The following is a 23,609-nucleotide window of genomic DNA, read 5'->3' on the forward strand; positions in this document are numbered from 1 at the left end:
ACAGAGAATGGAGCGGGTGGCGGTGCTGTTCCGACGCACGTGTAATTCGGAGAACTGCTCTAAAGGCAGGCGACCGCTCCGGGAGAGGCCCCTTGCTGGCCTCTTCTTTTGCTCTCTGCCCGCCCCGCTTTCTATCCCCTGCCTTAGCCTGCCCGGCAGCAACCCTGGAGATTTCGTGCCCAAAGTCAAGACCAATTACATCTGCAATTCCTGCGGCTACCAGTCGGCCAAACCGCTCGGGCGCTGCCCCAACTGCCAGGCCTGGAACTCGTTCGAGGAAGAAGTGCCCACCGCCTCCACCTCCGGTAAGAGCGGGCGCGGGGGCCTCGGCGGCTACGGTGGCGTCAAGGGCGGCAAGCTCACGCCTCTTTCCACCGTCGGACGGCGCGAGGAACCCCGCACGCCGTCGGGCATTCCCGAACTCGACCGCGTGCTTGGCGGCGGGCTGGTGGCGGGCGGCGTGACCCTCATCGGCGGCGAACCCGGCATCGGCAAAAGCACGCTGCTGTTGCAAGTGGCCGATAAAGTGGCCTCGCGCGGCGGCACTGTGCTCTACGTTGCGGGCGAGGAATCGCTGGAACAAATTCGCCTGCGCGCCGACCGACTGGGCGTCGCCGCCGACCTGCAAATGACCCGCGACACCCGCGCCGAGCACATTGCCGCGCTGCTCGAAGAACACAAACCCGCGCTGTGCATCGTGGACTCCATCCAGACGGTGACGGTGGAAGGCGAAGGCGCCCCCGGCGGCGTGGCGCAGGTCCGCGACGGCACCGCCATGCTCACGCGGGCGGCGAAGGAAACCGGCACCGCGACAGTGCTCGTCGGCCACGTCACCAAAGACGGCACGGTGGCGGGGCCGAAGGTCATGGAACACATCGTGGACACCACCGTCTTTCTGGAAACGGTGGGCGCGTTCCGCCTCCTACGCAGCGTGAAAAACCGCTTCGGGCAGGCGGGCGAACTCGGCGTCTTCGAGATGCGTGGCGAAGGCCTGATTGCGGTGGACAACCCCTCGGCGGCCTTCCTCGCCGAGCGGCCTCTAGATGTGCCCGGCAGCGTCGTCGCCGCCACGGTGGACGGCCAGCGCCCGATGCTGCTGGAAGTGCAGGCCCTCGCCTCCAAGACGCCTTACCCCAACGCCCGGCGCGTGGTCGTCGGCCTCGACCCCCGGCGCGTGGACGTGGTGCTGGCGGTGCTGGAGCGGCGGCTGGACCTGACTCTCGGCGGGCTGGACGTGTACGTCAACCTTGCGGGTGGCCTCAAGGTGCCCGACCCCGGCCTCGACCTCGCAGTGGCGCTCGCCGTCTACTCGGCGGTGGTGGGCCGCGCCCTGCCGCAGAACGTGGCGGTCTTCGGCGAAGTCGGCCTCGCGGGTGAAGTCCGCTCCACCCAGATGGCCCTGCGCCGCGCCGAGGAAGCGGGCCGCGCCGGGTACAAGCGCCTCGTCGTCCCGCCGGGCCTTGACGGACAAGCGGGCGTGAAGAGTGTAGAAGAAGCCGTGAAAGCCGTTTGGCGCTGAACTGGACAATGAAAAGCCCCCGGCGAGGTGTCGGGGGTTTCTTTTGACCCTCTACCCTTATGGGACTCGCAGAGCTGCGAAGCAGAGAGGGCCTTTGCGGAGCAAAGGGGTGAGGGGGGCTTTTACTCCCGCCGGTACGCCACCTTCCCGTCCACCACCGTCAGCAGCGGAAAGCCGCGCAGCTTTTGCCCTTGCCAGGGCGTGAATTTCGCCTTGCTCTTGAACTCGGCGGGGTTCACCTCGCGCTCGGTCTCCAGGTCGAGCACCACCATGTCGGCGGGGGCACCTGCTTCCAGCGACGGCTCCGGCCAGCCCATCACGCGGGCGGGGCCGGCAGTCATCAGGTCGATGAGTTTTTCGAGGCCCAACCGCTCGCCAAAGCGCGTCCACATAATCGGAAAGGCGATTTCGATGTAGGCGATGCCGCTCGGCGCGTCGAGCAGGTCGCGTTCCTTTTCGGCGCGGGTGTGCGGGGCGTGGTCGGTGGCGATGCAGTCCACCGAGCCGTCAAGCAGGCCTTCCAGCAGATAGTCGGCGTCGGCCCGCGTGCGCAGCGGCGGCGCGACCTTGTACATGGCGTCAAACGTTCGCAGGCTCTCGTCGGTCAGGTCAAGGTGGTGCGGGCAGACCTCGCAGGTCACCGGCAGGCCCCGCCGCTTGGCGTCGCGCACGATGTCGAGTTCGCGGGCGGTCGAGAGGTGCTGCACGTGCAGCCGCGCCCCGGTCAGCGCCACGATTTCCATGTCGCGGGCCACCCGCGCCGCCGCTGCCGCCGCCGGGTTGCCGGGCAGACCGAGGGATTCGGACACCGGCCCCTCGTTCATCACGCCGCCGGCGCGCAGGGCGTCGTCCTCGGCGTGCACCGAAATCACCATGCCGAGCGACTTCGCGTATTCCATGCCCAGCCGCAACACGCGGGCGTTTTCGTTGGTCAGGCCGTCGTCGGTGAACATTACGGCGCCCGCTTCTTTAAGGTAACTCATCTCGGTCAGTTGCTCGCCCTTTTCGCCCTTGGTCACGGCGGCGGCGGGCCTGAGCCGCGCAAAGCCCAGGCCCCGCGCCTTTTCAATCAGGCTGCGGACCAGCGCCGGGTCGTCGATGACCGGGCGGGTGTTGGGCATACAGACCACCGTGCCGTAGCCGCCCGCCGACGCCGCCGCGAGGCCGCTCGCCAGGTCTTCTTTCTCGGTCTGCCCCGGCTCGCGCAGGTGGGCGTGCAGCTCGATCAGCGCGGGGGCCAGCGTGCCGCCCTGGCCGTCAAATATTTCTCCCTCGGCGGGCAGGTTCCAGCCCTTGATGAGGCCGTTTTCGATGGTCAGCGACTCGGTCTGCTCCGAGCCGACGCGCTTGATGTTGGTGATGGTGATGGTCATGGTTGTGTTCCTCCTTACTTACGGCCTGGGCCAATCTTTGATGGTTTGACCGTCATACATCAGGCGGACGCCTTCTTTAGACTCAAAAAACAGTTGTTTGATGTCATGCTGCGTGTATTCAACGCGGCAGGATTTATTTCCTGCGCCGAGCGCATTGCAGATCTGAATCTGGGGCTGTCCCAGCATCCGCCGCATCTTGAACTGCTCCAGATGGACAGTTAATTCTGTGACGACCCGCTGCTTCGGTGTGTCACCGAGTAAAAAAGGCTCAGGCGTCGTAAAAAAGCCTAATGAAGGCGCTTCCAGATCAACAAACAGATGGCCGCCCTCTTTTGCTATTCCGCAAGCCAACAGTTTCAAACCTGCTGGCTTTTGGGGGAGCTTGCCGCTGGGTTTCAGGCAGTCGGTCAAGGCCGGAAGACTCGCTTTATTTGCCCTGGCATAAGCGACGATTTGCTGGTGATAACGGTCAAGGAGCTGCCCTTCACTGAGGGGTTGGCCTGCACCGCCTGCCGAGGCAAAACAAATGAACAACAGGACTAAAGCACTCCATCTCCGCATCTCTGCCTCCTTATAAAAATTCGCCGCAACTATTGATGATGGAGCCGAAGCGCCTGACTTGATGTTAGCCGCCGTCTCAAGCGTGCCTCCGGGTCAGCCACAGGTGCGCCAGCAAAAAGACGCCCCACAGCAAAAACAGCGGATCCCACAGCAAAGCGTGACCCACCATGCCCATCCGGTCAATGTCACCAGCCGGGTGGACCACGCCGGTCAGAACCAGCCCGGCGGTGATGGCAAATACGCCACCGTAGAGGATGAGGAACACACTGCCCACCCAGCTCATGCCGCGCCAGAGCCCCGGCCAGGGCATGCGCCCCTGCGCGTTCAGCAGGGGAATGATCGCCGCCGCTCCTTTAAACAGGGCCACCGCCAGCAGGAGCCAAAACGCTGTCTGGGGCTGCTGCCGGGCCAGGTCTACCGCTCCTTGCCCCACGGTATCCAGCAGCCAGCGCCCGCCCAGCGCCCAGTACAAGCTAAACGCGGCGTGAACGAGGCCCAGCGCGCAGGCTATCTGCACTGCCCGGAAGGCCCCAGTGTTCACTTAGGCCCGCCCCACCAGCAGGTGATACAGCACGCTCATGCGGACTGCTTGCCCATTTTCGACCTGCCGGATAATGCGGCTGCGCGGGCCGTCGGCGGCCTCGGTGCTGATTTCCAGGTCACGGTTCATCGGGCCGGGGTGCAGCACGATGGCGCCGCTCTCGGCCTCCCGCATCAGCGTCTCGTTGACCTGATAGGTATCGGCGTACTCCTGCAAACTGGCGAGGTAACCGCCATTCATGCGCTCCTGTTGCAGCCGCAGCGCCATCACCGCGTGGGCGCCGCGCACCGCTTCACGCGGGTCGGTGGTCAGCCGCACGCCCGGTTGCCCGGCGAGGTCGGGGGGCAGCAGGGTGGCGGGGCCGCACAACACGACCTCGGCGCCCAGCTTGGGCAGCAGCTCGGCGTTCGAGCGGGCGACCCGGCTGTGCCGAATATCCCCGATGATGGCGACCTTTTTGCCTTCCAGCGAGCCGTATTCCTGCCGGATGGTGTAGGCGTCGAGCAGCGCCTGCGTGGGGTGCGCCCGCCGCCCGTCCCCCGCGTTGATGACGGGTTTGCCGCTGTACTTGGCGACCAGATGCGCGGCGCCGGCGGCGTGGTGGCGCACCACGTAGGCGTCCACCTTGTAGGCGGTCAGCACTTCGATGGTGTCGCGCAGGCTCTCGCCCTTGCTCACGCTGCTGTTCCCGGCGGCGAAACTCACCACGTCGGCGCTCATGCGGCGGGCGGCGAGTTCAAAGGACGTGCGGGTGCGGGTGCTGTTCTCGAAAAAGGCGGTGCAGACGGTCAATCCTTGCAGCGCGGGCACCTTTTTCACCGGGCGGTCGAGCACTTGCAGCATGGTATCGGCGTTGTCGAGCACGGCCTCTAAGCGCTCAGGCGTCCAGTCCTGAAAGTCCAGCAGGTGCCGGGGGCGGGGGCCGGCAGAGGAGGCGGCAGTCATTGCAGGTCCTCCGGGTCGAACAACTCCACGATGTCGGTGCCGTCGGTTTCCTGCAACTTCACCTTCACGACCTCGTGCTTGGCGGTGGGCAGGTTTTTGCCCACGTAGTCGGCCCGAATCGGCAGCTCGCGGTGCCCCCGGTCCACCAGCACAGCGAGTTGAATCCCTTCCGGACGCCCCAGGTCGATCAGGGCGTCGAGCGCGGCGCGCACGGTGCGTCCGGTGTAGAGCACGTCGTCCACCAGAATCACCCGGCGGTCCGCGAGGTCGAACGGCACCTGCGTTTCGCGGATGATCGGCTGCCGTGCGACTTCGGAGAGGTCGTCGCGGTAGAGCGTGATGTCGAGCATGCCGCGCGGCACCTCGACGCCTTCGAGTTCGCTGAGTTTGCTCGCCAGGCGCTCGGCAAGCGGAATCCCGCGCGTGTGCACCCCGATGATGGCGAGGTTCTCGGCGCCTTTATTGCGCTCGATGATCTCGTGGGCGATGCGCGTCAGGGCGCGGCGAATCTCGTCACTGCTCAGAATGGTGGCCTTGGGGGCGGTCATGCCTGATCCCAGGCCACAAAAAAAACGCCGCTCAGCGCGTCCTGGGGGCGGCCGCTCAGCGCGTCCTGGGGGCGGCCGCTCAGCGCGTCCTGGGGGCGGCAATGAATGTCTTGCATACAGGCTCCTTCTCCTGCCTCACAGGGCTCGCCACAGCGGGCGGGGGTCGTCTCACGGAACGACGGAGAGAAAGGCGGGGGCACGGTGCCCAGGCCGCCCAGGAGCATAGCAGGCCGCGCCCCGCCCCTGCTCACTTGCGCTGGAGCCTCTCCGTGCCCCCGTCAGGCGCGGGAGTACCGTCCTCGCCCCAGGTCAGCGGGACGGCTTTCAGGTAAGCGTCGAGCGCCTCGCGGTTGCGTTTCAGGCAGCGAATCCGGGCGTCGATGCGGCTGCGCTCGTGTTCCAGCCGTTGCCGGGTGCGCGGGGTCAGGCGCTCCAGATAGATTTCCTCTCCGCCCAGACACGGCAGAATGTCGCGAATGATGCTGATGGGCAGCCCCGCCTCCAGCAGCCCGCGAATCTGCGCCGCGCTCGCCAGCATGTCGGCGCTGTACTCCCGGTAGCCGTTGTCGCGCCGCTCCGGCCGCAGGAGACCCTGTTCCTCGTAGTATCTCAGCAGACGCGCCGGAACCCCACTGCGGGCCGCAAATTCTCCTATCTTCATGCCGGGTCCCCCTCCCCTTGACCTTCACATCAGTGTGAGGGTTTCAAGATAGGGCATGACTTCTTCGTCTCCCGGACCGGCTTCTCCCTTTTCACACGTGCGGCTGGCTGGGCCGCTGCTGCTCCTCATCGCAGCCGGGGCTTTGCTGCCGGGGCAATTCGCGGTCAACACGGCGCTGGCCCGGCAAGTCGGCTCGGTGGTGCTGGCGGGCACGGTGTCGTACGGCGTGGGCTCTTTGCTGCTGCTTTTGCTGCTGGGCCTGGGACGGGCCACCCCGGACTGGGCCGCCGGGCGCCGCGCTCCGGCCTGGGCGTGGCTCGGCGGTGTGGTGGGCAGCGCCTACGTGGTGGGGAGCGTGGTGCTGACGCGCGAACTCGGGGCGGGGCTGGCGACCACTCTGGTTATCGCGGCGCAGCTTCTCACGGCCCTGCTGCTCGACCACTTCGGCTGGCTGGGCCTGACCCGGCGCCCGCTCAACCGGCGGCGGACAGCGGCGGCCCTCCTCGCGCTCGCCGGACTGGCGCTGCGGCTGTGGGGAACGCGGTGAAGTGGCTGGTGCTGCTCGGCACCCTGGGGGCGGGGCTGGGCCTGTCGGCGGGGGGAGCGTTCAACCTGCGCCTTCTGCGTGGCCTGCGGGTGCCGCTGGCGGCCAGCCTGGTCAACTTTCTGGTGGGAACCACGGTGCTGGGGGTGTTGTGGTTGCTGGGGGTGGACGGCCACCGCCCGGACCACTGGCCACCGCTGTGGACCCTCCTCGGCGGCGTGCTCGGCGCTGCCTACGTCACCCTGAACGTCACTGGCGCCGCCCGCTACGGCGTGGGCGTCAGCACCGTGGCCGTTACCCTCGGGCAGATGCTCGGGGCCTTGCTGCTCGGGTCGCGCGGCTGGTTCGGACAGACGGCGCAGGCGCCCGGCGCCCCAGCCTGGCTCAGCGCGGCCCTGCTCCTCGGCGCGGTGGTGCTGCTGGCCCAGGACCGTCAAGCGGCGGAGAATCCAGCACCTCCTAAGCAGGAAGATTAGGTCATAAAACTTGACATGGATGCACTCAAGTTTTAATATAGGACTACTTGAGCGCAGGTGGCTCAACCCCCGAACTTCACTCCCAGGAGGAACAGCACATGATGCGATTTGATCCTTTCCGTGAAATCGAAGAACTGACCCAGCGTATGGACCGCGCCTTCGCGTCCGGCGGCGCCCAGACCACCCGGTTTGCCCCGCCCGTGGACGTACATGAGGACGAGCAGGGCCTCGAACTGACCTTGGACATTCCCGGCGTCAAGCCCGAAGACATCCAGATCGAAGCTGAAAACCAGACCCTGACCGTGCAGGCCGAGCGCCGCTACAGCCGGGGCGAAGGCCGCACCGCGCACCGTGTCGAGCGCGCCTACGGCACCTTTACCCGCACTTTCAGTGTGCCCGCCAAGTACGACCTGACCAAAGTCGAGGCCGATTTCGACCATGGCACCCTGAACCTGCGCGTGCCTCGCAGCGAAGCCGCCCAGAAGCGTTCCATCAGCGTCCGCAGCGGCGGACAGCTCGCTCAGCCGAAGACGGTGGAAGCCGAGCAGCCTGAACCTACCGTGCAGCCAAGCGCCGACACCGCCGCCACGGAATAACCCGTAAACCCATCTTTACCTTTTCGGGAGGGGAGCAGTAGACGCGAAACTGCTGTTCCCCTCCCGCTTTTTGCCGTTTGCCGGTGATGAGCGCGGCGCGTCAGATGAACGCTTTCAGCACCTGCGTTCAGTGAAAGGTCAGTTTGCGCCCCTACAGTGCGCGGCATGAACAAGACGAACAAAGCCCTGACCGCTTCGCTCGCCCTGGGCCTCGGCCTGACCCTCTCCGCCGCGCACGCCAGCCCCTCCAAAATCACGGCGCAGAGCATCATCGTCAACCCGGCGCCCACCGAACTGAAGGTGGACGTGTGGACCGACAAGGACGCGACCGGCAACGCCAACCCGACCTACCGCATCGGCGACCCCATCAGCGTGGGCGTCAAGGTCAACCAGGACGCTTACGTCTACCTGTTCAACGTGAACGCCGACGGCGCCATCGACCTGTTTTTCCCCAACGGCTACGAGGACAGCAACTTCGTCAAGGCGGGCACCGCGCGCGTCTTTCCCCGGCAGGGCGCCAAGTACGCCCTGAACATCGGCGGCCCGGCGGGACAGGACAAGCTGCTCGCGCTGGCGAGTGCCAAGGCGCTCTCGCTCGACGACATCGCCAAGTTCGCGGGCGACCAGGGCTTCGCGCAGGTGGGCATCAAGGGCCAGCAGAACCTCGCCAAGGCCCTGAGCATCATCGTCAACCCGCTGCCCGCGAACAGCTGGGTGACCGACGTGGCCTTCTTCCGGGTCAATGGAACGCAAGCGAGTGATCCGATCAAGCCCGCCCCCAACGCCAGCATTGCCCCCGGTGAGCGGCAGGACGGCAGCATCGACCAGGCGATGGCCGACGCCTACGACCGCCTCAAGGGGCAAGCCAGCCTCGGCGACCCCACCATCTACGCGACCCGCTGGGCCGACGGCTGGTGGCAGCGCTTCGAGGGCGTGGGCGCTTACGGCGACGCAGTACTCCTTCACGCCAACGGCAGCAGCCGGGCTTACGCGGTCCACGGCGCCATCTTCAAGCGGTATCTCGACTTGGCCCGCGCTGAAAACGGCGTGACGCGGCCCCCCAGCCGCCTCGGTTGGGCCGCCGGCGACGAAAAAGTCATTCCCCGCAACACCTACGGTACCAGCGGCCTGTACGGCTTTTTCCAGAACGGCGCGCTCTACTCCACCGAAAAGTACGGCACCTTCTGGCTCCAGGGCGCGGTCCTTAAGACCTACCAGGGCCTCGGCGGCAGCGGCTCCTTCCTCGGCTTCCCGCTGCGTGACCAGTATCAGGTCAACGGTGCCTGGACCGCCGACTTCGAGGGCGGCAGCATCCGCACCGTGAACGGCGTGGCGAAGGTGTACCGCAAGTAATCTGTAACCTCTGACCCCTTCCGTCGGGCGCGACTGGCACGCACCACCGGCCCCGCGCCCGCACCTGTCTCCCACTTCGCGTGGGTGTCAATGTCCGCCGGTTCGGCCATGCAGGAACGGCTGCCTGCCTGCCGCGCCTCTCTTCAAGCCACCTTCAGGGAAATCCAGCCAGCAAGAAGCCCCCGCGCCGCGTGTGCCGGGGGCTTTTTGCATGGCTTGAATGTGACTGCTCAGCGGCCTTCCCGCACCTCGTCGAGCAGTTCACGGACCAGATCGAGGGCGCCGGGACCGAGCGGCGAGCGCGTCACGCCGAGCAGGATGCCGAGTTTGTCGCGCCGGGCACTGCTGAGGTGCGCCCAGCGTTCCAGATCGGTGCGCGCCACGCGGGCCGTCTCGTCGCGCAGGAAACGCACGGCGCCGTCGTAGTAGCCAGCCTGCACGGCGGCGCGGGCGCGTTTCTCCTGTTCGACGAGGCCTAGGCCGCGCGTGGCGACCAGCATCCGCTTGGCCTCCGCCTCGCCGCCGAAGCCGTAGAGCTGGTCGAGGTGATAAATCGCCTTGGGAAACCGTAGCCCGGCGCTCGCTCGCCAGGCGTGGGGCAGCCGAATCTCGTACTCCGGCCAGCGCTCGATGTGGGTCAGCAGCGCCGGGTAAAGCAGCTTCACGGCGATGTCCCGCGCCTCGGCCAGCGCCAGCAGTTGCTCGCGGGGGCCGTGACCGGCGCCGGTGTAGGTCTCTATGGCTATGCGGTGACGCTCGGCGGCCCCGAACAGGAGTTCGCTGCGGTATTCGGCGAGTTGCGCTTCGCTGAGGTTCCACAGCGTGCGTTGAATCCGCCCGAAAAAGCCGGTGGGGTCATACGCCACCCGCGCCGTCGCCAGCAGAGCCACGGGCGCTTCAGGCCGCGCCATTTCCCAGTCGCGCCAGCTTTCGAGCTGCTCGTAAGTGTAGCGGTGCACCGTCACGCCCGAACGGGTCTCGCTGTGCGCCGAGAGCAGACCGCGCTCGAAGGTGATGAAAGTAGGAATGCTGCCCGACCAGGCGAGTTCGCTGCCGTAGCTGCCGGCCTGCGCTACTGCCCGAACCTTGCGGTCGGCGACGAGGCGCTCGCTCAGGCGCTCGGGCGAGGGTTTTTCTTTGGAGAGGGCTTCTCGGGGACGACGGGGGGAACGGGTCTTGCTTTGACCTGCACTGCTTGCTGTGGGACTGCTCTCTTTGGATTCCGGCACGCGACTTCTTGCCTCCTTCCTCAGCATAAAGACTCGGGGCCGGGTTGAAGAATGAAAGAGATGAGGAACACCCCAATGTCGGGGCGCTCCTCAGAACGGTAGGGATGAGGCTCAGGCCAGAATCTGCGGCGGCGCCGAGCGCTCGACCTGCTCGAAGTCGATGCTGTTTTCGCCGAGCACCACCCGTAAGTCACGGGCGTCGGAGCCGATGAGGTAGAGCGCCAGCGGGTCTTCGAGTTCCTCACGCAGCAGAGTACGCAGCTGCCGCGAGCTGCCCACCGCGTGCTTGGGCGAGCGGGCCTTGAGCTTGCCGACCACCCAGGCGGCAATCGCCGGGTCGAAGGTCACGTTCAGCTCGCGGCTGGCGAGTTCCTCGCGCATTTCGCCGAGCAGTTGCTGCGCCACCCGCACCAGTTCGTCCTCGCCGAGCGACTTGAAGCGAATCACGTCGTCGAGGCGGTCCAGAAACTCGGGGGTAAAGATGTTGCGCAGCGGCGCGTTGGAGTCGGGCGTGACGGGGGAGAAGCCCACCGTCGGATTGACGTTGAAGCCGGTGTTGCTCGTCATGATGATGACGGTGCGGCGGAAATCCACCGTGCGGCCCTGCCCATCGGTAAGGCGCCCGTCGTCGAGCACCTGCAAGAAGGTGTTGTAGATGTCGGGGTGCGCCTTCTCGATTTCGTCGAGCAAAATCACGCTGAAGGGCTGGCGGCGCACGGCTTCGGTCAGGCGTCCGCCCTGCTCGAAGCCCACGTAGCCGGGAGGCGACCCGATGAGCTTGGAGATGGAGTGCCCTTCCTGAAACTCGGACATGTCCACCCGGATCAGTGCCCGTTCACTGCCGAACAGCGTGCGGGCGAGCGCCTTGGCGAGGTGCGTCTTGCCTACGCCGCTCGGCCCCACGAACAGGAAGGAGGCCGACACGCGGGTGCGTCCGCCGAGGCCTACCCGGGCGCGGCGCATGGCGCTCGTCAGGGCCTTGACCGCGTCGGGCTGGCCGTACACCTGGTCGTTGAGCTGCTCTTCGAGGTCGATGAGCGCCGCCCCGGTTTCCTCGGAGTAGATACCGCCCATCGAGTTGATGACGCTTTCCATGTCTTCGCGGGTGACCATCGGCTCGCCGCTTTCGTTTTCGGCGACCGGCAGGCCCACGCTCATGTTCAGGCGCACCCGGCTGGCAGCTTCGTCGATCAGGTCGATGGCCTTGTCGGGGAAGTTGCGCCCCGGCAGGCTGCGCTCGCCGATGCGCACGGCGAGTTCGAGCGCCGAGTCGGGAATCTGCACGCCGTGGTGCTCCTCGTACTTGGGCTTGAGGCCACGCAGGATTTGCAGTGTCTCGGCGGGGCTGGGTTCCAGCACGATCACCGGCTGGAAGCGCCGTTCGAGGGCGGCGTCCTTCTCGATGTAGCGGTGATATTCGCCGGTAGTAGTCGCGCCGATCACCTGAATTTCGCCGCGTGAGAGCGCCGGCTTGAGGATGTTGGCTGCGTCGAGGGTGCCTTCCGCGCCGCCCGCCCCGACCAGGGTGTGCAGCTCGTCGATGAAGGCCATGACTTTAGCGGTCCGCAGTTCCTCGATAATCTGGCGCAGGCGCTCTTCGAATTCACCGCGGTACTTGGTGCCCGCGACCACGCCGCTGAGGTCCAGGCTGATGAGCCGCACCCCATGCAGCGAGGGCGGCGTGCGCTGCTCGTGAATGGCGAGTGCCAGTCCTTCCACAATTGCGGTCTTGCCCACGCCGGGGTCGCCGATCAGCACCGGGTTGTTCTTGGTGCGCCGGGTCAGGATCTGGGTCACGCGCCGGATTTCCTCCGAGCGGCCAATCACCGGGTCGAGTTTGCCCTCGCGGGCCCACTTCGTCAGGTCGCGCCCGTACTCGTCGAGAAAAGGCGTGGGCACCGGCTTGGCCGCCTTGCCGCCCTCACCGCTGTCCTCGGCCAGGATGCGCCAGCGAATCGTCTCGACATCCTTGGTGAGGTCTTGCAGGATGCGGAACGCCACCCCGTCGCCCTCCCGAATAATGCCGAGCAGGATGTGCTGGGTGGAGGTGGTCTGCGAGCCCAGGGCGCGGGCCTCGGCGCCCGAAAGCTCCATCACCCGGCGGGCGCGGGGCGTGATGCTCGGGGCGTCGTTGAGGCGGCTGCCCTCGCCGCGGCCAATGATGTCCTCGACCTTGCGGCGCAGCGAGTCGAGGGTGGCCCCGAACTCGCCCAGAATCTGCGCGGCGCTTCCTCCCTCGCGCATCAGGCCCAGCAGCAGATGTTCGGGCCCGACCATCGCGTGGCCCAGACGGTTGCCCTCTTCACGGGCGTAGTGAAAGACGAGCCGGGCGCGGTCATCGAATCGGTTGGTCATAGGGCGTTGCTCCTCCCTTGGGGTGTCTCTGGTTAAGCTCTGGGGTCAAACTCTGGGGCTCTGCGGCGTGGTGCCTTGCGGGCCCGCGCTTTTTTCCTCTGCCAGGTACCCCTGGGCACGGCTCAGGCAGGGAACAGGCCCGTGCAGCATAGCGCCCACCCCGCAGGCGGGCAGGTTGACAGCTCACCATCTGGGCGTGGGCAAAAGGGGGATGAAGACTAGGCTCAGGGCTGCTCGCGGTCGAGCTTGGCGAAGATCATGCGGCCCACGTTGGTCTGCACGTTGTTGACGACGACCACGTGGGCGGGCTTGCCACGCAGTTTCAGGCCTTCCTCGACGACCACCATGGTGCCGTCTTCGAGGTAGCCCACGCCCTGCCCCTGCTGCTGCCCGCCCTTACTGATGGTGACGGTCAGGGTGTCGCCCGCCTGAAGTTGGGGGCGCAGCGCCACTGCCGCCTCGTGGATGCTGAGGATATCGAGCCCGTGCAGCTTGGCGACCTTGGCGAGGTTGGTGTCGTTGGTGAGCAGCTTGGCCCCCGTTTCGCGGGCGAGCCGAATCAGTTTGTCGTCGGTGGTGGGCAGGTGGGGGTCGTCCCAGTCCTCGATCCGCAGGGGCCGCAGCTCGCGCAGTTCTTCAAGGACGCTCAGGCCGCGTTTGCCGCGCGTGCGCTTGTTGGCGTCGGCATTGTCCGACAGCGTCTGCAACTCGCGCAGGATAAAGGCCGGCACGATCAGATCCCCGTCGAGAAACCCCGTCTGCGCGAGCGCCACGATGCGCCCGTCGATAATCACGTTGGAATCCAGAATTTTGCCGCCGGGCTTGCGCCGCACCTGCGCGAACGACAGCGCCCCGAACGCGTCGGCGTTGCGGACCGCGTAGGTCATGAAAAAGGCAGCCAGGATGGCAGTTACGGCCACGCTCAGCAGCCACGAGTAAAACGGCAGGCCGCGCAGCAGACTGGTCAGCAGCACGCTGAGCAGCAGCGCCACGATCAACCCGAAAGTCGCCGCCGCCACCGTGGTCGGCGCGAGCCGCTCGTACCACGTCCGGAAGCGCTCGGCCCAGCGCAGCGCGAATTTCTCGGCGCGCGGCGCGAGGAGCAGCGCCGACAGGGCGCCCGCCAGCATCAGGCTGACGGTGTTGATGGCGGCGGTTTCGGGCGGACCGCTGAGCGCCAGGATCTGCCCGCCGCTGTATCCCAGCACCAACCCCAGCGCCATCAGGGCGAGACGAAAGAACATCATGCGTTTGCCAGTGTACCCGCTGCTTGATCAGCCGTCAGGATCATCCCTGCCGCAAGCCGCCCCGCCGCCGTCCCAGGACCGGTCGCCGCGTTGTCACTGCCGGGGTGTCAGGGCCGGGGTGTCAGGGCTGGAAGGTCGGGGGGGCCGCTTCCCCGGTGTCGAGCAGCAGCCGCGGCCGGAAGCGCAGGCCGTCGGCAGCGACGAGGTGGGCCGGAATGCCGCCCACGTAGCTCATCGCCCGTTCGGGGGGCACGCCGTGCAGGTGGCCGTACACCACCACGTCGGGCCGAGCTTCGGTCACGACCTTCATCAGCGGATTCGCCGGGTACGGCGGCGAGGCGGGAGGGTAGTGCAGCATTAGGATGAAATGGTCGCCCGGTTGCCGCAACCGCTCGGCGGCCCCCACGCTCAGGCGCAGGCGCTCGGCTTCGCGGGTCAGCAGCCGTTCGTCTTCGGCACTCAGCGGCTCGTAGCCAGGGGTCAGCCAGCCGCGCGAACCGCCAATGACCACGTTGCCGAGCCGCACGGCGTCGTTGACCACCGCGAGCTGATCGGGGGGCAGGGCCGCACGCAGCCGGCTGGCGGTGGGCCACCAGTAGTCGTGGTTGCCGCGCAGCAGCACCTTGGTGCCGGGGAGGTCGCTCAGCAGCCGCAGGTCGGTGAGTGCCTCGGGCAGCCGCATCGCCCACGACAGGTCGCCGGGGAGCAGCACCACGTCTTCCGGGCGCACCAGCCCTCGCCAGTGCTCCCAGATCGCCTCCGGGTGCCCGGCCCAGCCCGGCCCGAACACCGTCATCGGCTTGGGCTGTGCCGTGGACAGGTGCAGGTCGGCAATGGCAAACACGCGCATGACTTTCAGGATACAGAGGACGGCGCCGCGCGGGAGAGCGGAGCATAAAGAAAACCTCCCGCCCGTTGCCGGGGGGAGATTTGACGCTGTGGTCGGGGCGAGAGGATTCGAACCTCCGACCCCGTCGTCCCGAACGACGTGCGCTACCAGGCTGCGCTACGCCCCGTCTCGACCACAAACTTCGCCTCTGCAACAGAGGCAGGGGGTAGTGTACGCGCGGGTTTTGGGGGCTGTCAAGGTGCGGTGCGGCGGGCATGGCAATTTGTCCGGAGCTGCACTACGCTGGCATGTCTATGATCGCGCACGTCATCAATCCGGGGATCAGCGGCGTCAAGCTCGCGTGTGCAGTGATTGAGCCGGGGCAAAACCCGGCCTTCCCCAGCCACTTGCAGGTGAGCCTGACCCGTGAGGAACTCCCGCTGGAGGCGGCGCCCGACGAACTCGGTCTGGACGCCCTGGCCGAGCGCATTCTGGAGCAGACTGCCGCGTGGCCCGCCCCCGACGCGGTGGTGGGACGCGGCGGCCTGATGGGCCGGGTGCCTGCCGGGACGTACCACGTCACCCCGGAACTCGCCCGCTACGTCCTTGAAAATGTCTCCGGCTCACAGCCTGCCGACGACCCCAATCCGGGCATAGGCGCGCCGCTGGCGCTGCGGGTGGCGCAGGCGCGTGGGGTGCCCGCCTACATCGTGGACCCGCAGAGCGTGGACGAACTGCTGCCCGAGGCCCACATGACCGGGGTGCCCGGCGTGCGCCGCGAGGCCCGCTTCCACGCCCTCAACGCCCGCGCCGTGGCCCGCCGCGCCGCCTACGAGGTCGGCAAGCAGTTCCGGGAAGCCCGCGTGGTGGTCGCACACCTCGGGGTGACCACCAGCGTCACGGCCTTCGACCAGGGCCGCGCCATCGACACTACGGGTACGGCTCCCGACGGTGGCCCGATGGGTGCCCGCCAGAGCGGTCCACTGCCCACCCGCGCCGTGATTCGGCTGCTCCAGACCCAGAGCGAGTCCGAGCTGCTGCGCCTGCTCACGCGCGGCAGCGGCTTTTTTGCCCTGACCGGAACGGCGGACCTCAGCGAAATCGAGCGCCGTCAGGAACAGGGTGAGGACAGCGTAGTGCAGACCGCCATCGCCGCGTTCGTGCATCAGGTGTGCAAGGCCATCGGGGAGCAGACGGCGGCGCTGCCGGGGCGCCCGGACGCGGTGGCGCTGACCGGCGGCATCGCCCGCTGGGACGCGGTGGTGGACCGCATCGAGCGTCGCCTCGCCTGGGTCGCGCCTTTCATCGTGCTGCCGGGTGAACTCGAACTCGAAGCGCTCGCTGAGGGCGCGGGCCGGGTGCTGCTCGGCCTCGAAGGGGTGCGCGAGTGGACCCCGGAAGGCGTCACCCTACGCCCCGCCGCGCCGCTGGTGCAGGTCGAAACGGTGGAGGAAGTCTGATGGCCCGCCGCACTGGCCGCCACCACACTGAGCACGAGCCGATTCGGGCGACGAGCATGTGGCGGGTGGATCAGGTGTTTCTGGCGCGGCGCGGGCAGCGCATCGAAGTCATTTGCTCGCTCGTCAACGACCGGGGCGGCGACCTGCGGCACCTCAGCGTAGTGGCCCCCACCGACGACCCCGCGCAGGCCGTGCGCCACGCGGCGCGTTTCGTGGCGGGCAAGGGCAACGTGTTCTCAGCCCGCAACGCCCGGGTGCGCTGGGCGCGCGAGCAGCTCACCACACTGCAAGACGAGTTGATCCGCGACACCGACCTCGAAGACACTTTTCAGGACGAATTCGAGGAGACGCTGGCCGCCGTGCGCGACCGCCTGCGCTGAGTGCTGGCCCGGCAAGCTTGACCGGACAGCCCGGATTCTGGCAGTGCAGGAGCGTGTTAGCCTCCACGCCATGACTGACCCCACGCCGCAGCCGCCCGCCGTCCTCTTCGAACGGGTCGTGGTGGCCGGAGTGGGACTGATCGGGGGCAGCATGGCGTTGGGTCTGCGCGAGCGTGGGCTGGCGCGCCGCATTGTCGGTTTGGATCTCAACCCCGACGCCCTGCGTGAAGCCGAAGCTCTGGGCGTGGTGGACGAGGTGCGTTCACGCCCTGGCGAGTGGTTGCGCGAGGCCGATCTCGTGGTGCTGGCGGCCCCGATGCGCTCGCTGGCCCCGCTCGCCGCCGAACTGGCGCCTTTCCTCGACCCGGCGGCGCTCGTCACCGATGTCGGCAGCGTCAAGTCGGGCATCGCCGCCGAGTTGCAGGCGCTTGGGGTCCGGCATTTTGTCCCCGGACATCCGATGGCGGGCAGCGAGCGCGGCGGCGTCACCCACGCCCGCGCCGCGCTGCTGGAAAACGCCGTCTGGGTGATGACGCCGACCGAATTTACCCCGCTGACCGCCCTGACCCGCGTGCGTTCGCTGGTGGAGGCGCTAGGCGCCGCGCCCGTCGTGATGCCGCCCGAGGCGCATGACCAACTGGTCGCCACCATCAGCCATCTGCCTTACCTCGCCAGCCTCGCGCTGACCCACATGGTGGCCCGCGACGAGCGCCTGAGCCTGCTCGCCGCCGGGGGCTTCCGAGACCTGACGCGGGTGGCGAGCGGAGACCCGCTCATGAGCCGTGACATGGTGGTCGAAAACCGGGCCGCCCTGCGCGACGCCCTGGGCCGCTTCCGCACCCAGCTTGAGCGTCTCGAAGCCGACCTCGACGACCCCGAAGAACTCCTTGCCGCCGCCCGCGAAGGCAAGCGCACTCGCGACAGTCTGCCCGTGGTGCGCCGCAGCCTGCTCCCGCTGCGTCACGATCTGGTGGTCGCCCTGCCCGACCGACCCAACCAGATCCGCGCTGTGACCCAGGCGCTCGGCGCCGAGCGGGTCAACATCAAAGACATTGAAGTGCTGGCGATCCGCGAGGACGGCGGTTCGCTGCGCCTTGGCCTCGAATCTCCCGAGGATGCTGCCCGTGCCGCCGTCATCCTGCGCGAGGCCGGCTTCGAGGTGCGGGGCCGGGGCGCGGGAACGGCTTGACCTGCCAGAGGGGCCAATAAAAGGGGAGAGGGGCCGCACACGACACAGGTTGTGCGGCCCCTCTCCCTTCTTGCTGTGCTCAGTCGTCAGCGGCCAGCATCGGCTCGGGCTGCATGACTTCACCGCCGATGCCGCGCAGGCGCTCGGCGAGGCGCTCGTAGCCCCGATTGAGGTACTGCACGCCGTCGATGACCGTTTCGCCTTCGCAGGTCAGCCCGGCGATAAACAGCGCTGCGCCCGCGCGCAGGTCGGCGGCCTTGACAGGGGCGGCATGCAGGGTGCCACCCTGAATGACCTGGGTGTACCCACTCACGGTGATGGTGGCGCCCATGCGGTGCAGCTCGGCCACGTGGGTCAGGCGGTCAGGGTAGACCGGGTCCTGAATCACGCTGGTGCCGGGTACGGTGGCGAGCAGCGCACTCATCTGCGGTTGCAGGTCGGTGGGAAAGCCGGGATAGCTCTGAGTAGTCACGTTGACCGGCTTGAGGTCGCGGCCACGGGCGTCTACCACCATGCGGTTACCGTCTTCCTGAATGTCCACGCCCATTTCAGCGAGCTTGCTTGTCACGGCGCGCAGGTGATCGGGGCGCACGTTGGTCAGCGTGAGCCGCGAGCGGGTCGCCGCCGCCAGCATCATGAAGGTGCCCGCTTCGATGCGGTCAGGAATCACGGTGTATTCGCCGCCGTGCAGTTCCTTCACGCCATGAATGGTGATCGTATTGGTGCCGGCCCCTTCGATGCGGGCGCCCAGCGCGTTCAGGAATTCGATGACGTCCACCACGTCAGTGTCAATGGACGCGTTTTCCAGCGTCACCGTTCCTTCACCCAGCGCCGCCGCCAGAATCGCGTTGTGGGTACCGCCCACCGTCAGCAGTTCGAAGACGAAGCTGCCGTTCAGGCTGCCCTCGCGGTGCGCGAAGAAGTTGCCGCCGTCTTCGATGACCTCGGCCCCCAGTGCCCGCAGCGCTTTGACGTGTTGGTCCACCGGGCGCGGTCCCCAGGCGCAGCCGCCCGGCATGCTCACGGTGGCCGTGCCCGCCCGCGCCAAGATGGCGCCCAGCACGATAAAGCTCGCCCGCATCTTGCTGACCAGGGCGTAGGGCGCGTCGGTGTTCTCAATTTCCGGCGTATGCAGCGTCAGGCTGTTGGGCCCCACCCAGGCGTGCCGGGTACCGAGGTGATGCATCAGCTCCAGAATCGTGTACACGTCCGAGAGCCGGGGAATGCCGTGCAGCGTGATCGGCTCACTGGAGAGCAAGGTGGCGACAATGATGGGCAGTGCCGCGTTCTTGCTGTGCTGAACAGCGATTTCGCCGCCCAGTTGGCGGCCTCCCGTGACATGGAGCGGAGTCAGTTGCATGGGGCATTCCTTTGAAAACGCGGCGCGCGGGCGAGGTCTGGGTCGTGCGCTGGCCGGAGAAGACGTAAAGACATGTGGACAATCTGGTCTGACGTTCCGTACGCCTCTGCTGCAGCCGGCGTGAGGAGTGGAACGCTAGGCGAGTGCATCTTACACATGCTACTCAAGGTGTGTCTAGCGTCCTGCACGCTGTGTACCTGTTAAAGGAAACGGTCAACTGGTCAGGTCTCGGTGAGTGTCAGAGAAAACAGGGGCCTGTCGTCTTGTCTCCGTCTGGTCTAGAAACGCTGGCGAAGAGCCTCACATTAAAATCCTCATGAGACTAGAAAATAAGATTGTCGTCTTCTATCTCATGAGATGGTGGATTGGGCAGGCTCTGATGGGAGAAAACGCTTCACATAAGAAAGTCTATATTCATCATTAAAACCACATGATGTGTTCTAACTGCTCTTTTCTGACGAGCCCTCCTCCAGTGAATACTCACGGAAAAGACAATTTTCACAGAATGCTCATGGAGGCTGTCTACCGTAGTGAAAGGAGCTGATAGAGGTTCAGAACTTCTCTTGCCTTTTTCAGCCGCTTAAGGAGAACCCCATGCGAAAGACCCTCGTGATTTCTTCCATCCTGGCTCTGGGCCTGGGTGCTGCCAGCGCTCAGACTGCGGCCCCCGTGACCACCACCGCTGCCACTCAAGTGACGCAGTTCACCGACGTTCCTGCCGGCCACTGGGCCAAGGACGCCGTTGACCGCATCACCCAGTGCGGCCTGATCCAGGGCTTCCCCGACGGCACCTTCCGTGGGAACGAGAACCTGACCCGTTATCAGGCTGCCCTGATTTTCTACCGCATGCTCAGCACCAACGCGCTGTCCACCTGCGGCCTGAGCCAGGGCGACATGACCGTCGTGATGAACGGCATGCAGGAAGTCAGCACCGAACTGGCCGCCATCGCCACCCGCGTGGGTGATCTGGAGCGCGTGACCGCCGACCAGACCGCTCGCCTCGCGGCCCTCGAAGAGCGCATCAACGGCATGGCCAGCGGCACCGCCAACCAGGACGTGACTGCTCTCACCGCCCGTATCGACGCGCTGGAAGCCGCCGTGCGCAACATCCCCGCTGGTCCCCAGGGTCCCGTCGGTCCTCAGGGCCCCGTCGGCCCCCAGGGTCCTGCTGGTCCTCAGGGTCCTGCCGGCACGGTGACCACCACCGACACCACCACGACGACCACCAACACCACCACGACCGATGCGCCCGTGACCAACACCGGCAGCACCACTGTCGTGATCGGCAACGTGCCGACCACCACCGACACCACCGCGAGCAACCTGTACGCGGGCGTGACCGTCGGCGCCAAGCAGGGTGACAGCAGCCAGCCCTGCGTGACCAAGGTTGGCAAGAACAACGCCGGCAAGGCCGTGGACTACTGCGTCAACATCGGCGGCGTTGTCGGCGCCAAGAGCGTCTTCGGGCCCGTGGGCGCCCGCGTGGCCGCTGTCTACCAGCCCGGCTGGAACGGCGTGAGCGCTGACGTGGCCGCCACTGGCAGCTTCGACGTGGCCGAGAACTTCGGCGTGTACGCTGGCGCCGGTCTGGGCATCACCAACAGCCGTGCCCGTATCGCTGCGGGTCAGACCAACGCCGGTTACGGCGCCACCACCGGCAGCGCGACCGATCCCTACGCGCTGGGCCTGGTCGGTGTCGAGTACCGCGTGAACAACAGCGTCGCTGTGTTCGTGGAAGGCAACGGCCGCTACTACCTGAGCAACAAGGGTGTGGGCACCGGTCTGAACACCGCCAGCAGCAGCTACAACGCCAACCAGAAGGGCTTTAACCTCGGCGGCAAGGCCGGCCTGAAGTTCTTCTTCTAAGCTCCGCCGAGCTTTGAGACCCCCTCCCCGTGAGGGGGTTTTTGCTGTTTTGGGCTTTCGCTCCGGTTGTTCAGCGGGCTTGCGTTAGTGCAGTTCTCCGAATTACGCGTGCGTCGGAACAACGCCGCCACCCGCTCCATTCTCCGTCCTGCTGAGTGTTTTGTACTCGCTTCGCTCGCCAAAAAGCTATGCCATCTTTTTGGCAAATGCTCTAGACTGACCGAATGCGCGTCATGCCGTTTGTCCAAGTGCTTCTTCTGCTGGCGCTGCTCGCCTACCTGCTGCTGGTGGGGCTGGAAAATCCTGGCATTGTGCGGCTCCCGCTCCCGCTGGGACGGGGTGAAGTGCTGCTCTCGACCGGCTGGGCAGTATCGCTGTTCGCTGTGCTGGGCGGCGGCTATGTGCTGCTGCTGTTGCTGCCGCCCGTGGTGCGCGGTGCCTTACAGCGGCGGACCGAGCGCCGGGAGCGTCACCTGCTCGAGCGCCGCCTCACCGAGACGCTAGGGGCGCGGGTGGCCCTGACCTCGGCCCCGAGTGCCACGGAGACGGTGGCTGTAGGGGGGAACGAATGAGCCGGCCTGCCCACTGGCTGCTGGCGCCGCCCGCGAGTCGGGACGCTCTGCTGGCGACCATGCGCGAATGGCAGGTGTCGCCCCCAGTGGCGCAGGTGCTGTGCGGACGTGACCTGCGGACGGAGCTGCTCGCTCTCCCCCTAGAACTGACGCCCAACCCGGCGCTGCGTGAGGCCGCCAGCACATCGTGGCAGCGGTGCGCGAGGGAAAGCGCATCCGTATTCACGGTGACTACGACGCCGACGGGGTGAGTGCGACTGCGACTCTGGTGCTGGGCCTGCGCGCCATCGGGGCGAATGTGCACGGGTTCATTCCCCACCGATTGAACGAGGGCTACGGGATTCATCCTGACCGGGTGCCTGAGCACGCCGCCGCTGCCGATCTGGTGGTCACGGTGGACTGTGGGGTGTCCAACCTCGACGAGGTGAAGTCGCTGCTGGCAACGGGCACTGAGGTCGTGGTCACCGACCACCACGCGCCGGGCGAGAACTTTCCCGAATGTTTGGTCGTCCACCCCCATCTGACGCCGGACTATGACCCCGACCGCCACAATCTGACCGGGGCCGGAGTCGCCTATCACCTGCTGTGGGCGGTGTACGAGGAACTGGGGAGGCCCGAGCCGCGTGCATTGTTGCCGCTGGCGACGCTGGGCACGGTGGCCGACGTGGCGCCGCTGCTGGGTGAAAACCGTGCTCTGGTCCGCGCCGGGCTGGCCGAAATGGCCCGCACCGAGTTGCCCGGTCTGCGCGCCCTGATGAACGAAAAGCGCGTGCGGCAGCCTACGGCGCGTGACGTGGCCTTTATCCTCGCGCCGCGCATCAATGCGGCTGGGCGGATGGGGGAGGCGGACCGGGCGCTGGAGCTGCTGACCACGCCCAGCGACCACGAAGCGAAGAGCCTGGCCGCCTACCTGGAAATTCGCAACCAGGAGAGGCGCAAGATTCAGGACGATATGTTCGCGCAGGCGCTGCAACTCGCCGACCCGAACGACCCGGCGCTGGTGCTCACCCACGACGACTGGCATGCGGGCGTGATGGGCATCGTGGCGAGCAAGCTGGTGGAGACGTTCAACCGGCCCGTGTATATCGTCGCGCAGGGCAAAGGCTCGGTGCGCTCCACCCCCGGCATCAGTGCGGTGCAGGGCCTCCGCGAAAGCCGCGACCTCCTGGGGCGCTTCGGCGGGCACCCCGGCGCGGCGGGCTTTTCGCTGGACCCGCAGAATTTTGGCGCGCTGCGCGAGCGGATTCATGGGTATGTTCGGCAGTTTCCGACCCCGGTCCCGGCAGTGCGGCTAGATGCCCCGCTGCCTGTGGCGGCCCTGACCCCCGAGCTGCTGTCCGAGCTGAGCATTCTGGAACCCTTCGGCGAAGGCAACCCGCGCCCGCTGTGGCACCTGCGCGGGCCGCTGACTGACACCCGATTGGTGGGCAAGCAGGGCGACGTGCTGCAATTCCGGTTCGGTGGCGTCAAAGGCATGAAATACAGCGAACGCGACGACGCTGCGGGCGAACGTGACGTGGCGGCAGAACTTGCCCTCAACGAGTGGAAGGGCCGGACCTCCCTGGAACTGCACGCGGCGGCGCTGCGCCCGCTGGCTCCCCTCGCGCTGGCAGGAACTGAGGAGGGGCTGCCCACCCTGCCCCGGCTCAATCCCCGTGAGGCGATGACCTTCCTGAAAACGGGCGCGGCGGCCTACGCCGAGCAGGGCGTCGCCACCTACCTGCGCGACAACGTACCGGGCCTCACCCTGCTGGACACGAACGCGCCGCACCCCGGCGGTGACCTGATCCTGTACGGTTTGCCCCCCGAGTCGGCCCTGCGCCGCTGGCTGCATGAGGCGCAGGAGCAGGGAGGCCGGGTGGCGTTTGCGCTGGGACCGAAGACGCTCGCAGAGCTCGACGCTGCCCTGACGCTGGCGAAGCTGTTGCCTGACTCTCACACCGAGGCCGCGCAGGAAGCTGCCGCTGACGCTTACCGCAGCTGGCAGTGGGCGCACCATTACCGC

At 66.8% G+C, this 23,609-nt stretch carries 22 protein-coding genes, 1 tRNA gene and 1 pseudogene; 12 read left to right on the forward strand and 12 right to left on the reverse strand.

Annotated features, from left to right (window positions below):
• The first annotated feature begins 175 nt into the window (after nt 1–175).
• A complete protein-coding gene (gene radA / locus DR_RS05700) occupies nt 176–1,519 on the forward strand; it encodes a DNA repair protein RadA (RefSeq protein ID WP_027479626.1) in 1,344 nt (447 codons plus the stop codon).
• A 122-nt stretch (nt 1,520–1,641) separates the two neighbouring features.
• On the opposite strand, the gene DR_RS05705 is transcribed toward radA, so the two are convergent.
• From DR_RS05705 to DR_RS05730, 6 genes are all read right to left on the reverse strand, one after another.
• On the reverse strand, nt 1,642–2,892 hold the full coding sequence (locus DR_RS05705; RefSeq protein ID WP_010887749.1) for a dihydroorotase: 1,251 nt from the start codon (nt 2,890–2,892) through the stop codon (nt 1,642–1,644).
• Between the two features lie 18 nt (nt 2,893–2,910).
• Nucleotides 2,911–3,453 carry a hypothetical protein gene (locus DR_RS05710; RefSeq protein WP_010887750.1) on the reverse strand — a complete coding sequence of 181 codons (543 nt, stop codon included), beginning with the start codon at nt 3,451–3,453 and terminating at the stop codon, nt 2,911–2,913.
• A gap of 76 nt (nt 3,454–3,529) precedes the next feature.
• Nucleotides 3,530–3,994: a DUF3995 domain-containing protein gene (locus DR_RS05715; RefSeq protein WP_010887751.1), complete on the reverse strand. Its 465-nt coding sequence runs from the start codon at nt 3,992–3,994 to the stop codon at nt 3,530–3,532.
• Nucleotides 3,995–4,939 (reverse strand): aspartate carbamoyltransferase catalytic subunit, encoded by a 945-nt coding sequence (locus tag DR_RS05720; protein WP_010887752.1) that lies wholly within the window; start codon nt 4,937–4,939, stop codon nt 3,995–3,997. It abuts the gene before it with no gap.
• Nucleotides 4,936–5,487 (reverse strand): bifunctional pyr operon transcriptional regulator/uracil phosphoribosyltransferase PyrR, encoded by a 552-nt coding sequence (gene pyrR, locus DR_RS05725; RefSeq protein WP_010887753.1) that lies wholly within the window; start codon nt 5,485–5,487, stop codon nt 4,936–4,938. Before pyrR ends, DR_RS05720 begins: the two co-directional genes overlap by 4 nt.
• Before the next feature lie 247 nt (nt 5,488–5,734).
• The gene (locus DR_RS05730) at nt 5,735–6,148 is read right to left on the reverse strand and encodes a MerR family transcriptional regulator (RefSeq protein ID WP_010887754.1); all 414 of its coding nucleotides are present in this window, start codon (nt 6,146–6,148) and stop codon (nt 5,735–5,737) included.
• A 55-nt stretch (nt 6,149–6,203) separates the two neighbouring features.
• Here DR_RS05730 and DR_RS05735 point away from each other — a divergent pair, with 55 nt between their 5' ends.
• The 4 genes from DR_RS05735 to DR_RS05750 all read left to right on the forward strand — a co-directional run bounded on the left by DR_RS05735 (nt 6,204) and on the right by DR_RS05750 (nt 9,117).
• A complete protein-coding gene (locus DR_RS05735; RefSeq protein WP_010887755.1) occupies nt 6,204–6,695 on the forward strand; it encodes a DMT family transporter in 492 nt (163 codons plus the stop codon).
• Nucleotides 6,692–7,168, forward strand: a complete 477-nt coding sequence (locus DR_RS05740; RefSeq protein ID WP_034349680.1) for a DMT family transporter — start codon at nt 6,692–6,694, stop codon at nt 7,166–7,168. The genes DR_RS05735 and DR_RS05740 overlap by 4 nt, the downstream gene beginning before the upstream one ends.
• 98 nt (nt 7,169–7,266) lie before the next feature.
• A complete protein-coding gene (locus tag DR_RS05745) occupies nt 7,267–7,764 on the forward strand; it encodes an Hsp20/alpha crystallin family protein (RefSeq protein ID WP_051618785.1) in 498 nt (165 codons plus the stop codon).
• 165 nt (nt 7,765–7,929) lie between these two features.
• A complete protein-coding gene (locus tag DR_RS05750; RefSeq protein ID WP_027479624.1) occupies nt 7,930–9,117 on the forward strand; it encodes a DUF4384 domain-containing protein in 1,188 nt (395 codons plus the stop codon).
• Nucleotides 9,118–9,347: 230 nt separating this feature from the next.
• Here the strand turns inward: DR_RS05750 and DR_RS05755 are convergent, their stop codons facing one another.
• From DR_RS05755 to DR_RS05775, 5 genes are all read right to left on the reverse strand, one after another.
• The gene (locus tag DR_RS05755; protein ID WP_010887759.1) at nt 9,348–10,373 is read right to left on the reverse strand and encodes a hypothetical protein; all 1,026 of its coding nucleotides are present in this window, start codon (nt 10,371–10,373) and stop codon (nt 9,348–9,350) included.
• A gap of 84 nt (nt 10,374–10,457) precedes the next feature.
• Nucleotides 10,458–12,701 carry an ATP-dependent Clp protease ATP-binding subunit gene (locus DR_RS05760; protein WP_010887760.1) on the reverse strand — a complete coding sequence of 748 codons (2,244 nt, stop codon included), beginning with the start codon at nt 12,699–12,701 and terminating at the stop codon, nt 10,458–10,460.
• A gap of 224 nt (nt 12,702–12,925) precedes the next feature.
• The gene (locus DR_RS05765; protein ID WP_010887761.1) at nt 12,926–13,948 is read right to left on the reverse strand and encodes a PIN/TRAM domain-containing protein; all 1,023 of its coding nucleotides are present in this window, start codon (nt 13,946–13,948) and stop codon (nt 12,926–12,928) included.
• 121 nt (nt 13,949–14,069) lie between these two features.
• Nucleotides 14,070–14,798, reverse strand: coding sequence for a metallophosphoesterase (locus DR_RS05770; protein WP_010887762.1), 729 nt, complete (start codon nt 14,796–14,798; stop codon nt 14,070–14,072).
• Between the two features lie 89 nt (nt 14,799–14,887).
• Nucleotides 14,888–14,964: transfer RNA gene (locus DR_RS05775), tRNA-Pro, on the reverse strand.
• A gap of 127 nt (nt 14,965–15,091) precedes the next feature.
• On the opposite strand from DR_RS05775, the gene DR_RS05780 reads away from it, so the two are divergent.
• The 3 genes from DR_RS05780 to DR_RS05790 all read left to right on the forward strand — a co-directional run bounded on the left by DR_RS05780 (nt 15,092) and on the right by DR_RS05790 (nt 17,806).
• Entirely contained in the window at nt 15,092–16,237 is a 1,146-nt protein-coding gene (locus tag DR_RS05780; protein WP_034349597.1) for a butyrate kinase, read from the forward strand.
• Nucleotides 16,237–16,617, forward strand: coding sequence for a hypothetical protein (locus DR_RS05785; protein ID WP_010887764.1), 381 nt, complete (start codon nt 16,237–16,239; stop codon nt 16,615–16,617). Before DR_RS05780 ends, DR_RS05785 begins: the two co-directional genes overlap by 1 nt.
• Before the next feature lie 70 nt (nt 16,618–16,687).
• A complete protein-coding gene (locus DR_RS05790; protein WP_010887765.1) occupies nt 16,688–17,806 on the forward strand; it encodes a prephenate dehydrogenase in 1,119 nt (372 codons plus the stop codon).
• A gap of 79 nt (nt 17,807–17,885) precedes the next feature.
• Here DR_RS05790 and murA read toward each other — a convergent pair whose 3' ends face one another.
• On the reverse strand, nt 17,886–19,166 hold the full coding sequence (gene murA / locus DR_RS05795; RefSeq protein WP_010887766.1) for a UDP-N-acetylglucosamine 1-carboxyvinyltransferase: 1,281 nt from the start codon (nt 19,164–19,166) through the stop codon (nt 17,886–17,888).
• 594 nt (nt 19,167–19,760) lie between these two features.
• Here murA and DR_RS05800 point away from each other — a divergent pair.
• The 4 genes and pseudogenes from DR_RS05800 to recJ form a co-directional block, all read left to right on the forward strand.
• Nucleotides 19,761–21,032: an S-layer homology domain-containing protein gene (locus tag DR_RS05800; protein ID WP_010887767.1), complete on the forward strand. Its 1,272-nt coding sequence runs from the start codon at nt 19,761–19,763 to the stop codon at nt 21,030–21,032.
• A gap of 224 nt (nt 21,033–21,256) precedes the next feature.
• Nucleotides 21,257–21,604 carry a hypothetical protein gene (locus tag DR_RS05810; protein WP_010887768.1) on the forward strand — a complete coding sequence of 116 codons (348 nt, stop codon included), beginning with the start codon at nt 21,257–21,259 and terminating at the stop codon, nt 21,602–21,604.
• The gene (locus DR_RS17115; protein ID WP_338107140.1) at nt 21,601–21,855 is read left to right on the forward strand and encodes a hypothetical protein; all 255 of its coding nucleotides are present in this window, start codon (nt 21,601–21,603) and stop codon (nt 21,853–21,855) included. Before DR_RS05810 ends, DR_RS17115 begins: the two co-directional genes overlap by 4 nt.
• Nucleotides 21,801–23,609: pseudogene (recJ, locus tag DR_RS05815) on the forward strand (single-stranded-DNA-specific exonuclease RecJ); the annotation flags it as partial. The gene DR_RS17115 and the pseudogene recJ, both read left to right, overlap by 55 nt.

It is taken from the genome of Deinococcus radiodurans R1 = ATCC 13939 = DSM 20539 (assembly GCF_000008565.1).
Taxonomy (GTDB): domain Bacteria; phylum Deinococcota; class Deinococci; order Deinococcales; family Deinococcaceae; genus Deinococcus; species Deinococcus radiodurans.